This window comes from Streptomyces sp. TE5632 (genome assembly GCF_054061295.1).
Genome location: NZ_JBSSEA010000003.1, coordinates 4,899,276 through 4,913,173 on the forward strand (window position 1 = coordinate 4,899,276; position 13,898 = coordinate 4,913,173).

Here is a 13,898-nt window from a genome sequence, read left to right on the forward strand (position 1 = left end):
CATGAGGAGTTCGGGTACCCAGGGCCACCAGGCCCCGCCGGCACCCGCCCGTTCCGCCCCGGGCCCGGACGACGCCCCCGCGCCGTCCGGGCCCGGGCGCGCCGGGCGCAGACCGCCGGTCCTCCTGCTGGCCCTGGCTTCGGCAGCCGCGGCCCTGGCCCTGCTCCCGCTGGTCTACCTGGCCGTACGGGCCATGGAGCGAGGCCCCGCGTACGCGTGGAACGTCGTCGCGACCGACCGCACGCTGGAACTGCTCGCCCGGAGCGTAGGTCTGGCCGCCGTGGTGGTGACCGCCTGCCTCGTCCTGGGCGTCTCCCTCGCCTGGCTGACCGTCCGCACCGCGCTGCCCGGCCGGCGCGCGTGGTCGGTGCTGGCCACGCTGCCGCTCGCCGTGCCCAGCTATGTCGCGGCCTTCGCCTGGATCTCGGCGCGCCCCGATCTCGCCGGGTTCAGCGGTGCCGCCTTCGCGCTCACCCTGGTCAGCTACCCGTACGTGTATCTGCCGGTGGCCGCCGCGCTGCGCGGTATCGACCCCGCCCAGGAGGAAGCCTCGCGCGCCCTGGGGCACGGGCCCTGGAGCACGTTCCGCCGGGTCACCCTGCCGCAGCTCCGCCCGGCCGCGGCCGGTGGCGGGCTGCTCGTGGCGCTGTACGTCCTCTCCGACTTCGGGGCCGTGTCGATCATGCGGTACGAGACCTTCACCCGGGCCGTCCACACGTCGTACAAGGCGAGCTTCGACCGTACGCCCGCAGCCGCCCTCAGTGTGGTGCTCGTCCTGATGACGGTGCTGCTGGTCGCCGCCGAGGCGCGCACCCGCGGCCGTGCGGGCCATGCCCGGACCGGCGGGGGCACGGCCAGGCCCGCGCCCCCGATCCCGCTCGGCCGGCTGAGGTGGCCCGCACTCGGCTGGTGCTCGGCCGTCGCCGCGGCCGGGGTCGCCTTCCCGGCCGGGACCCTCGGGTACTGGCTGGCGGTCGGCAACTCCCGCACCTGGGATCCGCGGGGACTGCTGGAGACCGGGGGGATCACACTGCTCGTGGCGGCCCTCGGCGCCGTGCTCACCACGTGTCTGGCCCTCCCCGTCGGCGTGCTCGCCGCCCGTCATCGGGGCCGCGCCGCGCATCTGCTGGAGCAGGCCGCGTACGCGGGCCATGCCGTGCCCGGGATCACCGTGGGCCTCGCGATGGTCTTCCTCGCGGTGCGGTTCGCCTATCCGCTGTACCAGGAGCTGCCCCTGCTCGTCGCCGCCTACGCGGTGCTGTTCCTCCCGGTCGCCGTGGGCGCCACCCGGGCAGCGGTCCTCCAGTCGCCACCCGTGCTGGAGGACGTCGCCCGTTCTCTCGGGCGGGGGCCTCTGGGCGTTCTGCGTGAGGTGACGGTCCCGCTCGCCGCTCCCGGTATCGCCGCGGGCGCCGCCCTGACCTTCGTGGTCTGCATGAAGGAACTCCCGGCGACCCTGCTGCTCCGGCCCACCGGCATGGACACCCTCGCGACCCGCCTGTGGACCGAGACCGGAACCGGCTCGTACGCCGCCGCCGCTCCGTACGCGGCCGTCCTCATCCTGATCGCCGCCGTTCCCTCGTACCTCCTCGGAAGGCACCGCGCATGACCGACCTGCGGATCACCGGGCTCACCAAGTCCTACGGGCCCGGCGCCCCCGTCCTGAACGGGATCGACCTCTCCGTCCCCGCGGGGCGGCTGGCCGCCGTCCTCGGGCCCTCGGGCTGCGGCAAGACGACCATGCTGCGCATCGTGGCCGGCTTTCTGCGGGCGGACGCGGGAACGGTCGAGATCGGCGGGCGGACCGTCACCGGACCCGGCACCCACCTGCCCCCGGAACGACGGCGCATCGGCATCGTGCCGCAGGAGGGCGCCTTGTTCCCGCACCTGAGCGTGGCGCGCAACGTCGCCTTCGGGCTGGCGGGCTCCTCCCCGGCCGAACGCCGTCGGCGCACCGGGGACATGCTCGACCTCGTCGGCCTGCCCGGCCACGGCGACCGGATGCCCCACGAACTCTCCGGCGGCCAGCAGCAACGCGTCTCGCTGGCGCGGGCGCTCGCCCCCGAACCCGCGATCGTCCTGCTCGACGAACCGTTCAACGCGCTCGACAGCGGACTGCGGGCAGGCGTACGGGCCGATGTGCGCGCGGCGCTCAGGTCCACCGGGGCGACGGGCGTCCTCATCACCCACGACCAGCAGGAGGCACTCTCCACGGCAGACCTCGTGGCGGTCGTCAGAGCGGGCAGGGTGGCCCAGTGCGGAACCCCGCAGGACGTCTACCACAGGCCGGAGGACCCCTGGGTGGCTGCTTTCGTCGGGGGCGTCGTCCTGCTTCCGGGCACCGCCAGGGGCAGGACCGCGGACACCGCCCTGGGGCGCATCCCGTTGGCGACCCCGGTGGAGGACGGTGCCGGAACGGTCGTGCTGCGCCCCGAACAGCTCACCCTCGGCGCCCTGTCCGACCAGGCCCCCCACGGCACGGTGGCGGACGTCTCCTTCCACGGACCGGACACCCTGGTGACGGTGGCGGTGACCGGACTGGACTCACCGGTGCACGTCCGTGTTCCCGGGCCGGTCGCTCACCGCCCCGGCGATCCGGTGAGCCCGGCCGTCACCGGCACGGCGACCCTCCACCTCCCCCGGCGGGACGGCAACGAGTGCGTGGCGGACGAGTACAGCCCCGCGGCCACCGCCTGACCGGCGCGGGAGGTCGAGCGGTGCGCGGGGGCACGCCCGCCCCGCGCCTACGCTGGCCCCATGGACGCTCTCACCGGCCTGCTGGAAGGCCCCCGCGCCCGTGGGGCGTTCATGATCGGGGCGTGCTTCGACCCGCCCTGGTCGGTCCGGATCGAGGACCGCGCCCCGCTGACCGTGATGCTGCTCGTCCGCGGTGACGCCTGGATCGTGCCGGACCGCGGCGAACGGCTGCGGCTGCGCCCCGGCGATCTCGCCATCGCGCGCGGCCCCGACCCGTACACCTGCGCCGACGACCCCGGCACCGCGCCGCAGGCGCTGATCCTGCCGGGCGGCGAGTGCCACCACCCCGACGGACGCCCCCTGAACGGTGTCATGGGCCTCGGCGTCCGCACCTGGGGCGACCGGCCCGACGGTGAGACGGTCATGCTGATCGGCACCTGTCGGATGCGGGGCGAGACCGGCGGCCGACTCCTCGACGCGCTGCCGCCGCTGCTCTTCCTCACCACCGACGACTGGCACTGCCCGCTCACCCCGCTCCTCACGGCGGAGATCGTGCGGGACGGACCCGGCCAGGAGGTCGTCCTCGACCGGCTGCTCGACCTGTTGGCCATCGCCGCCCTGCGGGCCTGGTTCGCCCGCCCCGAGGCGGCGCCGCCCGCCTGGTACGAGGCCCTCGGGGACCCCGTCGTCGGCCCGGTGCTGCGCCTCCTCCAGGACGACCCCGCCCACCCCTGGACGGTCGCCGCGCTCGCCGCGGAGGCCGGCGTCTCGCGCGCCGCGCTGGCCCGCCGCTTCACCGAACGCGTCGGCGAACCCCCGATGACGTACCTCACCGGCTGGCGCCTCGCCCTCGCCGCGGACCGCCTCCGCGACACCGACGACACGATCGGCGCGATCGCCCGCCACATCGGCTACGGCAGTGCCTTCGCGCTGTCGACCGCCTTCAAACGGGAGTACGGGGTCAGCCCGCAGGAATGGCGGACGCGGGCCGCGTAGCGTGGGTGACGTGTACAGCGAGCGTGCGTCACGGCTGCCGGGCGCGGTCGTGTGGACCAACACCCCGGTCGGCACCGGAGCGGGCCGGGTACTGCCCGACGGCTGCATGGACCTGCTCTGGCACGACGGCCGCCTGCTGGTCGCGGGCCCCGACACCCACGCCCACCTCACCGAGGGCGACGCGACCCGCCCCTGGGCGGGCATCCGCTTCCACCCCGGCACCGCCCCCGCCCTGCTGGGCGTCCCCGCGCACGAACTGCGCGACCGGCGCCCCGACCTGGCGGACCTGTGGCCGGCGGCGCGGGTACGCCGCCTGACCGCCCGGGTGAACGCGGCGGCCGACCCGGCACGCGGCCTGGAGGACCTGGCCCTGCGACGGGCCGCCGAGGCCGCGCCCCCCGACCCGGTGCTGCTGCGGCTCGTGGCCGCCCTGGACGCGGGCCGTCCGGTCGCCACGACCGCCGACGAACTCGGCCTGAGCGCACGTCAGTTGCACCGCCGCTCGCTCACCGCGTTCGGCTACGGCCCCAAGACCCTGGCCCGCATCCTCCGCCTCCACCGAGCCCTCGCCCTGGCCCGCACGGGCACCCCCTTCGCGGAAACCGCCACCCGCACCGGCTACGCCGACCAGGCCCACCTCTCCCGCGACGTACGGAACTTGGCGGGCCTGCCCCTCACCGAGCTACTGGCCGCCCGCAGTCAGAGCAGGCCCTGTGTGCCGCCCACACGCGAAGAGGTCGCATGTGACGGTTTCGACAACGACGTTCATCCGTCGAGTCGGGATGCCGGGCTGCCTTCCAGGATCGCGGTGTAGGCGGCCTCGGCAGCGCGGCCGGGGGCGGCGCCGTGCGGGGTGTGAGCCAGGAAGGCCCGGGTCTCGCCGGTGTGGAGGATGCGACCGTCGTACAGCACGGTGACCTGGTCCGCCTCCTCGGCGAGGTCGGCGACGTCATGGGTGGACATCAGCACCCTGACCGTCGGGGTGAGTTCGGCGAGGATGTCCCGGAAGACGCGGCGTTGGCGCGGGTCCATGCCCGCGGTCGGCTCGTCCAGGAGCAGGACGCGTGCTCCGTGGACGAGGGCGCAGGCGACGCCGACCCGGCGCAGCTGTCCGCCGGAGAGCCGGCTCGTCTTCGTATCGGCCTGGCCGGACAGTTCGACCTTGGCGAGGGCCTGCGGCGCTTGCTCCCAGGCGTCACGCCGGTTCATGCCCTTGAGCCAGCCGACGTAGGCGACGTACTCGCGGGCGGTGAGCGAGCGCATGGGGGTGATGTTCTGCGGCATCCAGGCCACGGCCTGCCGGTACTGCGTGCTGCCCGCGTCCAGTCCGTCGAAGGCCACCGTGCCCCTGCGGGGCCGTGTCACCGACGCCGCCAGCTTCAGCAGCGTCGACTTGCCTGCTCCGTTGGGGCCGAGCAGGACGGTCAGGCCGTCCGGCAGGCGGTAGCTGAAGTCTTTCAGGATGGGGGGCCTGCGGCGGCCGTAGCCGTAGGTACAGGAGACCAGCTCCAGGGTCATGAAACTCTCCGTGCGGTGAAGAACTGGGCGGCAAGGCCGACGAGGAACAGCAGAGCGGCACCGGTCGTGGCGTACCAGGTGCCGGAGGCTTCGGGGATGACGGTCCAGGGGTACGGGTCCCGGGGGCTTCTGAAGCCGACCATGGTGACGGCCGCGGCCCACAGGACGGGGAGCATGGCCGCAGGCTGGCCCCACAGGGCCCGGCCGCACAGCATCAGGCCGACGAGGAAGGCGGTGTTGCGGCCGAGCTGTTCGGGATGCACCGTGCCGTACCAGTGGCCGACGGACGAGCCGACGGCCTGTGCCACAGCCACGGTGCCCACGCTGAGGGCGAGGTCGAGGACAGCGATCCTGCGCGTTCCGGTCAGTTCGGCTTCCATGAGCCGGGACTCCAGACACACCATCAGACCCGCCAGCAGCGGTATCGGTACGAACAGCATGAGGGGCAGCTTGTTCTCACCGGTCAGACTGAAACTGGGCAGGACGACGTGCAGGTCCTGAACAACGGTGACCAGGACGAGCAGCGCGAACACGGCGACCGGGAGACAGGTGTGAGCCTGCCTCGCCTTGAACCACCAGCTCATGTCCGCCCCGCACAGGCCGCCACGAGGTTCTGTTCGTACCAGTCCTTCTGGGCGCTCGTGCTCCTGGTGAGGATCTCGCCGACCTGGCTCCGCAACTGCTTCTTCTTGCGGCCGGTGAAGCCGCCCTCGGTCTCCAGACGTCGTATGTAGGCGTCCTCCGTGCCGGTCTTCGTCGCGGCCCAGTAGTAGACCTGCCGGGAGATCGTGGTGTTGGGTTCCGCACAGGGGTGGCGGACGGCTGCGCGCGTGATGAGGTACGTGATTTTTCCGTGGTCCGCGCCCTTCGTCAGGGGGACCCGCCAGGTGCTGTCGGTGGAGCGGTGGCCGTAGCGGCCGTCGGCGATGCTGTCGACGACGGTGCGGGGCGTGGCGATGACGTCGGCCGACTCCAGGGCTGCGAAAGCGGCCGTCATGTCACGTCTGACCGCCGGCAGTCTGCTCGCCGTGTCGGCGGGCATGCACACCTTCGGCGACTCACCCTGGCAGTTCCAGGCCACGTTGCCGGTGGAGATGGGCGGGTTGTAGTTCCAGTCCTTCACCCAGTGGTGGGCACTGCCCGTGGTCGCCGCCACCAGGACGCAGGCCACGAGCGACCGCAGCGTCCAGTGTCCCCATGAGGCCCAGAGCAGCGCCAGTGCCAGAGCCACACCGCAGGCGGGCAGTAGATGAGGAATCAGCGTGCTGGGCACGATCTGCTCCCCGTACATCATCATCTCCGGGTACTGGCCGAGGATGTGCCGGACCCAGAAGCTGTCGGTGGAGGCGGAGAACCCGACCAGCAGGTAGACGCCGAGGGCGGTCAGCGGTGCGGCGAACAGTGGCCGCAGCAGCTGTCCCACCGCGAACCCGATCACCGTGTATGCCGCGCTCACGGGCAGGCTCATGACAAGAGGGAGCAGGCTTGCCGCGGTCGGCAACGCGGCGCCGCGTACGAGTGCGACAGTGACGGGGAGCAGCAGCATCAGCCACACGGTGCCCAGTACGGGGGTGAGTGCCAGCGCTGCGATCCGGAAGCGGGAGCGCGCGGGGGCCAGTTCCCACACGGCTGCCTGCCGCAGCCGGCCGGCCTCCCACGCGCCGAGGCACGCCGCCGTGGCGTAGGTGAATGCGTAGATCGGCCGCAGGGCGCTGCTGACCAGTGCCGGCGCGTAGCCGTAGGCGCCGTCACCGATGACGACACGCGTGAAGATCACGTAGTACAGGACGGTGAGCGCGATGACGAACGGCAGAGCCCATCGGGCGCTGCTGCTGCGCAGGGAGGTGCGGAGTCTCAAGTGTGGACCTCGGAGTGAGGGGGTGGCGAGGGCGGAGCGGCTGTGAGGGAGCTCTGCCCGATCGGTGGCGGCCGCTGCTCGGCTGTCGGCCTTGGTGGTGTCCACTCGGTGCGGCTCTCGTCGTCCCGGGAGCGGGACGCCTGTCCGTCGTTCCAGGGCGCGATGCAACTCCGCTAGTCAGTCGAAGAGTCGGTGCCGGACGCCGACATCGCCGTTGCCGCAAGACCGGCAACGGCGCCCCTGCGCCTTTTGCCGAGCCCGAACTTCACGCATCCTCCCCCGTGGCGTGCAGCGTCCTTGATCATTTGTGAGAGATCAAGCTAGGGGATGTGTGATGGTGCGTCAATCAGAAGGTGGATGCAGAGTGAAGCCCGCGTGACCGCACCGCACCAGGGGTCACGGCTTCGCCGAGGTCAACGGCGCCGTCGGCGGGACCCCCGAGGTGCGGCTGCCAAGGCGGTGGGTCGCCTGGGTGCGAGCGCCGTGAACGCGGCGGTGCCCAGGCCGGGCTCATTCGTCCAGCGGGGCGAACAGGTCGACGCCGTTGCCGTCCGGGTCGAGCACCACGGCGTACCGCTGCCCCCACACGGCGTCCCACGGTTTCAGCTCGCTGCCGCACCCACTCGCGACCAACTCCTCGTACAGGGAGTCCACTTCCTCCGGACTGTCGCAGCGCAGCGCGAGCGAGGCCCGCCCTCCGCCCGAAGGCGGCTCCCATCCGGCGTGGAACGACCGGACCACCTCCTCGGTGTCCAGCAACAACCGCAGCCCGCCCGGCAACCCGGCCTCGGCGTGCCCCTGTTCCTCGGCGCCTTCGGGGAACGCGAACCCGAGCCGCCGATAGAAGGCGACGGAGGCGCCCATGTCGGAGACGACCAACCCGATGGCATCAAATCGTGCACTCATACGGCCACCGTAGGTCGGCCCGGTCGGCCGGTCTTGAAGAAAACGGACGCGCTCGTGTGGGGGTCAACCGCATGGCGGTGCCGTGCTCGCGCGTTCCACCAGGCGGGTGGACAGCTCGGTGCGGGTGCTCTCCGGGCGGTGGCCGTCCATGATGCGCAGCAGGAGGCGCAGGGCCGTCGCCGCCATCTCGGACAGGGGCTGGCGGACGGTGGTCAGCGCCGGGGTGAGCCAGCGGGCCTCGGGGAGGTCGTCGAAGCCGACCACGCTCATGTCCTCCGGCACCCGCAGGCCCCGTGCGGCCAGGGCCTCGTACACCCCGAGCGCCATCCGGTCCGAGCAGACGAAGACGGCCGTGGGCGGCTCGGGCAGATCGAGGAGTTCGCGCATGCGCCGGTGGGCCGCCGCCTCGTCGGAACCGGCGTGGCGCACGTACTCGGCGCGGTGCCGGACGCCCGCCGAGGCCAGGGCCGAGCGGTAGCCGGCGACCCGGGCACCGCTGGACACGGTGTGCCGGTGGCCCGCGACCACGGCGATGCGTTCGTGCCCCAGGGACAGCAGATGCTCGGTGGCCGTCACCCCGCCCTGCCAGTTCGCCGCGCCCACCGACACGACGCCCGGCGGGGGTTCGCTCACCGGGTCGATCATCACGAAGGGGATGCGGTGCTGCTCCAGCCAGGCGTACTGGGACATGCCCAGTTCGGCCAGGTTGAACAGGACCCCCGACGACCCACGGGTCACCAGCTTGTCCAGCCAGCCCCGCTCCGCGCGGCCACAGCGGCCTCGGGTCAGGGCCGCCGAGACCACGACCTCCAGACCCGCGTCGTGCGCCGCCTCCTCCGCGCCGTGCAGGACCGCGCCCGAGCCGGAACCCTCCAGCGAGTGCACCACGAGATCCACCAGGCGCGGCGCCCTCGCCCCGTCGAACCGGGGCCTTCTCACATAGCCGAGCCGGTCCAGGGCCTCCGTGACCCGGCGGCGGGTCTCGGGAGCCACGTCCTCGCGGCCGTTGACCACCTTGGACGCGGTCGGCACCGACACCCCCGCCTCGCGGGCCACGACCGCCAGCGTCGGCCCGGCCGCCACGCCCGCACTTCCCGCACTTCCCGCACTCCCCGTACGGACCATCGGGACCCCACCTCTCCGGCCCGCCCGAGGGCCCTGGAAAGTTCCGACCAGCGCTGCTCTCCGGCAGTCCGGGACACGACCGGATAGAAAGCGCTTCCTATCCTAGGTGCGGGGCAACGCGGCGGGAAGGGCGTGGAGATCGCCGGAGAGGGCGGCACGCATGCGGGAGGGTGCATGCCGGGCAATCCGCCGGATCCCGCACACAGGACTTCGCCGACGGCCGCGAAGCCCCTCGTACGTCTACGGGTTCGCCTGGCCATCCAACCGCCCCGGCGTGGGCGCCTGCCACGCCCTGGAACTCGGCTTCGTCTTCGACGGCGGCGACGAGCCCGACGCACGCGGACTCGCGGGCGAGGGCGCGCCCCGGGCCCTGTCCGACGCGGTGCACGGCGTCTGGGCGCGCTTCGTCTCCGACGGGGAGCCGGGATGGGAACGCTGGGACGCGAGCCACCCGGTCCGCGTCTTCGACGAGGCCCCTCCGGCCACCGTGTACGGCCCCCGGGACCGCGAACTGGCCCTGTGGACCACACCTCCGCCCCCACCCCTGCGGAACTCCGCTCGGTCATCAGCCGCCTGCGCCGCGGTGGTGTGCTCCGACGGCACTGAGGGGGCGGGATCCCGACGAACGGGGCTCAGGAGCACTTGCCTGCCGGTCACGGCGCTCCGGCCTCGGCTCCGTTCCTGCACGAGGCCGGTTCTTCCCCGGTGGCATCACGAGGGAATGCGAGGCTTGACCTCCCGCACGGCGTGCCGAGGAGGAGCAGAGAACCATGCGTGAAGTGAGCCGGGCCGATGTGGTGCTCTCCGGATACGGTCCGGTCGGCCAGGCCTTCGTCGAGTACCTGGCCCGGCAGCGGGACGAGCTTGCCCGTCGGCACGGTGTCCGGGTGAACGTCGGTGCCGTCCGGGCGAGTTCCGGACAGTGCCGACTCCGCGAGGGCGAACCCGTGCCGCCCCGCTCGGCGTGGAGCCCGCTGGTCTCGTTGGAGGAGACGCTCGACCGGACCGCTGCCCGCGTGTTCGTCCAGGCGATCCCGTCCTCACCCCGACTCCGCCGGCACGCCGCGGAGGAGGCCATGATCGCCCTGCGCAGAGGGGTCCATGTGGTCACGGCCACCAAGAGCCACCTGCTCAGCCACTGGCGGGACCTCGACGAAGCGGCCCGTGCAGCCGCCGTCATGATCAGGATCTCCGGGGCGACGGGAGCCGCTCTGCCGGCGGGGGACCTGTCCAGGACCTCGTTGCGAGGCTTGGGCTGCACGACGATTCGGGCCTGCCCGAACGGCACCGCCACTTTCGTCCTCGACCGCCTCGCCGCGGGCGACTCGCTGGGTGAGGCGGTTCGGGAGGCTCAGCGCCGCGGGACCGCGGAAGCGGATCCCTCGTCCGACCTGTCCGGTGAGGACGCCGCCACGAAGGTGCGGCTGCTGGCGGCGCTGGCCTGGGGATGGGACCCGGCATCCGTACAGGTGCGGGCGGAGCCGGTGGACGAGAGCACCTCCCGGGCGGCACTGGACGCGGTCTCCCGAGCACGCCGCCTGCGGGCCGTGGCAAGCGTATCCGTGGACACACCCCGCCTGGTCCGCGTCCGACTGGAGGAGACGGAGCCCGGTGACCCCCTGCACGCGCTCGTCGGACCGGAGAAGGCTGTGGTGTTCGGCTGCCCCGATGCCGGCGACGTGATCGTCAGCGGGGGACGCTCGAGTCCCCTGGGCGCCGCGCTCGCCCTGGTGAAGGACACCATCGAGGTCACGGCTCCCCGAGCCGGGTTCCTCTGACACGCGATACGCGGAGGACCTGACGCGGAGGACCTGCGCTGCGGGAGGGGCAGAGCGGGCCGGACGGTCAGCTCTTGACGATCCTGCTCTCGACACCGGGAATCCCCTTGTCCCACCAGTGCCCGTAACGCCGGTAGACGGCGGGATCACGGTCGGCGAGCAGTACGGACAGCTTCTCCGCCTCCTCGGTCAGACCGTGCCACGCGGCCTTCGTGAGGGTGCGGAAGGCGGTCAGTTCCAGCCCGCCGTCAGTTGCGCGCCACACTCCGGCGACCTGCCCGTCAACGAGCAGGCAGGGCAGCATGTCGCCGTTGCGCCGCACGACCGACGGCCGGTACTCCTGCGGCAGGAGCCGCCCGGGGACGGCGTGGGCCAGCATCGTGCTGTCCCACATCGGCAGCAGTCTCGGCGGTGCCGGGGTGTCCTCGGCGGGCACGGTGGCGTCCGCCAGGTCGAACAGCGGGGCGCGGCCCGGACCCGCCACCCGCACCACCCGGTCGCCGAGCTCCCGCAGCGCCTGGGTGACCACGGGGCGCCCCAGCAGGGTGAACCGGGCGAAGTCCTGGGCCGACGCGGGCCCGAACGCCCGTAGGTGGGCGAGCAACAGCCGCCGCACCCCGGCCACCGCGTCCTGGGGCGCGTACCCGGAGGCCGCGAGGTAGGCGTTCCGCTGGGTGAACGACCACGGGCCGCCGGTCGGCGCATGGTGTATCGGAGCGTACGTCCGCAGCGCCCACCACACACGGTGCGCGTGCTCGCCGAACCGCCCCGTGACCTCCTCCTCCACCTCGGCGCCGGTGCGGGGCCGTGCCAGGAACCCGGCAAGTTCCGGCAGCAGAGCGTCGGCGCCGGCGGGGGTCAGCGCTGTCGAGGTGAAGCGGCGGTCGTACAGCCGCGACGCCCGCAGAGTGCTCAGCATGGCGGCGTGGTGGTGCGCGTAGTCCTCGGCGTGGACGGCGTGCAGCGTGATCCGCATGAGGGTCGCCTTGACGATCCGGCGGTCCGCGAACGCCGCGTCGAGATCCTCGGGCGCGAAGTCCTGCAGGCGGTTCCACAGCGCAAGGTACGGTGACGCCGGCGTCTGCGCCTGGATGGCGCAGACCCGCCGGACCGCCTCCGCCACATCGAGACGCCGGCGTTCGAGCAGGAGCTGACGGTCCAGAGTGGCCAGGACGAGCTGCCGCGGGGTGAGGGTCACACCCGGATCATGCCGCGCCCCAGGCCGTCCAGGAAGCCGGTCCTGCCGGATCGCCACGAGCACCTGGGTCCCAGAGGTGACACACCTACCCGAAAAACCGTGAGCACTTCGCCCACCACTGTCCGTACGCTGCTCATTCGAGCGCTCAAGTGACATTCGCCTGCTGACTGTTCACGCTGTTCACGCTTTTTACCGAGGCGTCGGCCATCCTCCGTTGCGCAGGTCCCGTACAGACCCGGCCCCGGCGTGCGCGGCCGAGCCGTCCGCCGGCGCGACGCCGAGCGACTGTACGTCGTTCCTGGCTTCGCCGGGCTGCTCCAGTACCGACACCGACCTCGCGTGCACCACCGGCGGTTCCGGCCTGCCCGCCGACCAGTTGCTGTGCCGCGTGCTGCTGATGAGCGTGTCCTCGGTCCCGCCGGCGACCGCCGACACCGCCCGCCGCCAGGCCGCCGCGTAACCGGTCCTGCATCTCCGCTGTGCCCTTGGAAGGCGCTGTCACCTCCTCCTGAGAAGCCGGGCGCCGGGCAGGACCAGGGGGTCGGGCGGTCAGGGAAGACGCGTCCTTCAATGCGGCCCCCGGGCCTCTGAGATGATCATCGCTGGAGTGATCAAGGGGGGCGCGTGTCCACGTTCTTTCTGGTGGTCGGTTCGGTGATGGCGTTGGTGCTCGGGACGGCGGGGGCGGTGGCGCTGGTGACCGGCCGGATCGTACTGCCCTGGTTCCAGGGCAGTGTGAGCCGTCCCGGACTGTGGGGTGTCGGCGCGCTCCTGCTGGCCGGAGGGCTCGCGGCCACGCGCCGCATGCCTTTCGGGGGCAACATGCCGCTCGTTCTGGTCGGGCTCTCCCTGATGACGGCGTCGCAGCTCCTCGAGGAGCCCCGGCGGACACGCTCCGGCCGGACCGTGGGGTCCGCGAATCGTTCGAAATGATTTCCGAGGATGCCGATGTCGCGCGACTTCACCGAATCCGTGATCCGCATGCTGGGGGAGGCCGGGAATGCTCCCGCTTCCGCTGCGGCATGGGACGACCTGGAAAGGGAACTGGGTGTTCGGCTGCTCGACGACTACAAGGAGATTGTCGGCAGGTACGCCCCGGTTCAGCTGAACTGTCATCCTTTTCTGAAGCATCCGTCCACCGACCGGTGGAACCTGGGGCGATGGATGCAGGAGACGGTCCAGGCGTTCATGTCTCACAGTGACCTGACGGACGTAGAGCGCCAGGGCTTCACCGACCCGCCCTTCGGGGCTCCTTCTGGCCTCATCCCGCTGCTCAACACCGATCGTGGGGAGGATCTGTTCGGGGCGGTCGAGGCGGATACGGGGGAATGGCGGCTGTTCGCCTGTAACGGCGAGGAGGCGCTGTATCACGAGTACCGAATGCCGTTCGCCGAGTGGCTCCACCGGTATCTGGTCGGTGAGGACATGTTCGGTCCGGGCAGTGGCGTCTTCTACCCCGGTCCGATCGTCTTCGAGAGCATGCCGATGAGCGAAACGGACCCCGTGGTCAGCTGGGAAGGCCCTGACCGCGGCATGTGAGGGGCCGGTGTTCGAGCAGAAGCTGACGGTCCGGGGGCCGGGGCGAGCTGCCGCGCGGTGAGGGGCACGCCCGGGTCATGCCGCGCCCCGGCCGCCCATGAAACCGTCCCGACCCTGCCGGATCACCGCGAGCGCCTGCGCCCCAGAGGAGAAGCATCCACCCGCAAAGCGTGAGCACTTCGCCCGCTACCACGATGACACCACCGCCCGTCTCGCCGCCGAGACCGGAGAGACCTGGCACCACTACACCCCAGGCCACCACACAGTGACCGTTGATATCCGA

Annotated in this window: 13 protein-coding genes and 2 pseudogenes; 9 read left to right on the top strand and 6 right to left on the bottom strand. The window is 72.2% G+C overall.

The features are described from left to right. Position 1 precedes the first annotated feature (1 nt). The 4 genes and pseudogenes from ACVW19_RS27575 to ACVW19_RS27590 form a co-directional block, all read left to right on the top strand. On the top strand, positions 2 to 1,609 hold the full coding sequence (locus ACVW19_RS27575; protein WP_457462667.1) for an ABC transporter permease: 1,608 nt from the start codon (positions 2 to 4) through the stop codon (positions 1,607 to 1,609). Beyond that, positions 1,606 to 2,697, top strand: coding sequence for an ABC transporter ATP-binding protein (locus ACVW19_RS27580; RefSeq protein WP_457462669.1), 1,092 nt, complete (start codon positions 1,606 to 1,608; stop codon positions 2,695 to 2,697). The genes ACVW19_RS27575 and ACVW19_RS27580 overlap by 4 nt, the downstream gene beginning before the upstream one ends. 60 nt (positions 2,698 to 2,757) lie before the next feature. Then, complete coding sequence (locus tag ACVW19_RS27585) at positions 2,758 to 3,693, top strand: AraC family transcriptional regulator (protein ID WP_457462671.1); 936 nt, start codon at positions 2,758 to 2,760, stop codon at positions 3,691 to 3,693. Between the two features lie 10 nt (positions 3,694 to 3,703). Next, positions 3,704 to 4,384, top strand: a pseudogene (locus ACVW19_RS27590) (helix-turn-helix domain-containing protein); the annotation flags it as partial. A gap of 74 nt (positions 4,385 to 4,458) precedes the next feature. On the opposite strand, the gene ACVW19_RS27595 reads toward ACVW19_RS27590, so the two are convergent. The 5 genes from ACVW19_RS27595 to ACVW19_RS27615 form a co-directional block, all read right to left on the bottom strand. Next, positions 4,459 to 5,211 carry an ATP-binding cassette domain-containing protein gene (locus ACVW19_RS27595; RefSeq protein ID WP_457462673.1) on the bottom strand — a complete coding sequence of 251 codons (753 nt, stop codon included), beginning with the start codon at positions 5,209 to 5,211 and terminating at the stop codon, positions 4,459 to 4,461. Next, a complete protein-coding gene (locus ACVW19_RS27600; RefSeq protein ID WP_457462675.1) occupies positions 5,208 to 5,795 on the bottom strand; it encodes a hypothetical protein in 588 nt (195 codons plus the stop codon). Before ACVW19_RS27600 ends, ACVW19_RS27595 begins: the two co-directional genes overlap by 4 nt. Next, positions 5,792 to 7,069 carry a DUF7224 domain-containing protein gene (locus ACVW19_RS27605; protein WP_457462677.1) on the bottom strand — a complete coding sequence of 426 codons (1,278 nt, stop codon included), beginning with the start codon at positions 7,067 to 7,069 and terminating at the stop codon, positions 5,792 to 5,794. The genes ACVW19_RS27600 and ACVW19_RS27605 overlap by 4 nt, the downstream gene beginning before the upstream one ends. A gap of 510 nt (positions 7,070 to 7,579) precedes the next feature. Further along, positions 7,580 to 7,975 (bottom strand): VOC family protein, encoded by a 396-nt coding sequence (locus ACVW19_RS27610; protein WP_457462679.1) that lies wholly within the window; start codon positions 7,973 to 7,975, stop codon positions 7,580 to 7,582. A 63-nt stretch (positions 7,976 to 8,038) separates the two neighbouring features. After that, positions 8,039 to 9,100, bottom strand: coding sequence for a LacI family DNA-binding transcriptional regulator (locus tag ACVW19_RS27615; protein ID WP_457462680.1), 1,062 nt, complete (start codon positions 9,098 to 9,100; stop codon positions 8,039 to 8,041). 190 nt (positions 9,101 to 9,290) lie between these two features. On the opposite strand from ACVW19_RS27615, the pseudogene ACVW19_RS27620 reads away from it, so the two are divergent. Together ACVW19_RS27620 and ACVW19_RS27625 are read left to right on the top strand one after the other, a co-directional pair. After that, positions 9,291 to 9,706: pseudogene (locus tag ACVW19_RS27620) on the top strand (carboxylesterase/lipase family protein); the annotation flags it as partial. Positions 9,707 to 9,870: 164 nt separating this feature from the next. Beyond that, positions 9,871 to 10,878, top strand: a complete 1,008-nt coding sequence (locus tag ACVW19_RS27625; RefSeq protein WP_457462681.1) for a homoserine dehydrogenase — start codon at positions 9,871 to 9,873, stop codon at positions 10,876 to 10,878. 67 nt (positions 10,879 to 10,945) lie between these two features. Here ACVW19_RS27625 and ACVW19_RS27630 read toward each other — a convergent pair whose 3' ends face one another. Continuing rightward, positions 10,946 to 12,076, bottom strand: coding sequence for a winged helix DNA-binding domain-containing protein (locus ACVW19_RS27630; protein ID WP_457462683.1), 1,131 nt, complete (start codon positions 12,074 to 12,076; stop codon positions 10,946 to 10,948). 214 nt (positions 12,077 to 12,290) lie between these two features. Here ACVW19_RS27630 and ACVW19_RS27635 point away from each other — a divergent pair, with 214 nt between their 5' ends. From ACVW19_RS27635 to ACVW19_RS27645, 3 genes are all read left to right on the top strand, one after another. Continuing rightward, entirely contained in the window at positions 12,291 to 12,536 is a 246-nt protein-coding gene (locus tag ACVW19_RS27635) for a hypothetical protein (RefSeq protein ID WP_457462684.1), read from the top strand. A 164-nt stretch (positions 12,537 to 12,700) separates the two neighbouring features. Next, complete coding sequence (locus ACVW19_RS27640; RefSeq protein WP_457462686.1) at positions 12,701 to 13,009, top strand: hypothetical protein; 309 nt, start codon at positions 12,701 to 12,703, stop codon at positions 13,007 to 13,009. Between the two features lie 15 nt (positions 13,010 to 13,024). Next, positions 13,025 to 13,615 carry an SMI1/KNR4 family protein gene (locus ACVW19_RS27645; protein WP_457462688.1) on the top strand — a complete coding sequence of 197 codons (591 nt, stop codon included), beginning with the start codon at positions 13,025 to 13,027 and terminating at the stop codon, positions 13,613 to 13,615. Positions 13,616 to 13,898: the final 283 nt, after the last annotated feature.

Bases quoted from the DNA above. Each gene is read 5' to 3' on its own strand.
- ACVW19_RS27575 (WP_457462667.1), top strand. From the start codon at position 2: ATGAGGAGTTCGGGTACCCAGGGCCACCAGGCCCCGCCGGCACCCGCC.
- ACVW19_RS27580 (WP_457462669.1), top strand. From the start codon at position 1,606: ATGACCGACCTGCGGATCACCGGGCTCACCAAGTCCTACGGGCCCGGC.
- ACVW19_RS27585 (WP_457462671.1), top strand. From the start codon at position 2,758: ATGGACGCTCTCACCGGCCTGCTGGAAGGCCCCCGCGCCCGTGGGGCG.
- ACVW19_RS27595 (WP_457462673.1), bottom strand. From the start codon at position 5,211: ATGACCCTGGAGCTGGTCTCCTGTACCTACGGCTACGGCCGCCGCAGG.
- ACVW19_RS27600 (WP_457462675.1), bottom strand. From the start codon at position 5,795: ATGAGCTGGTGGTTCAAGGCGAGGCAGGCTCACACCTGTCTCCCGGTC.
- ACVW19_RS27610 (WP_457462679.1), bottom strand. From the start codon at position 7,975: ATGAGTGCACGATTTGATGCCATCGGGTTGGTCGTCTCCGACATGGGC.
- ACVW19_RS27615 (WP_457462680.1), bottom strand. From the start codon at position 9,100: ATGGTCCGTACGGGGAGTGCGGGAAGTGCGGGAAGTGCGGGCGTGGCG.
- ACVW19_RS27625 (WP_457462681.1), top strand. From the start codon at position 9,871: ATGCGTGAAGTGAGCCGGGCCGATGTGGTGCTCTCCGGATACGGTCCG.
- ACVW19_RS27645 (WP_457462688.1), top strand. From the start codon at position 13,025: ATGTCGCGCGACTTCACCGAATCCGTGATCCGCATGCTGGGGGAGGCC.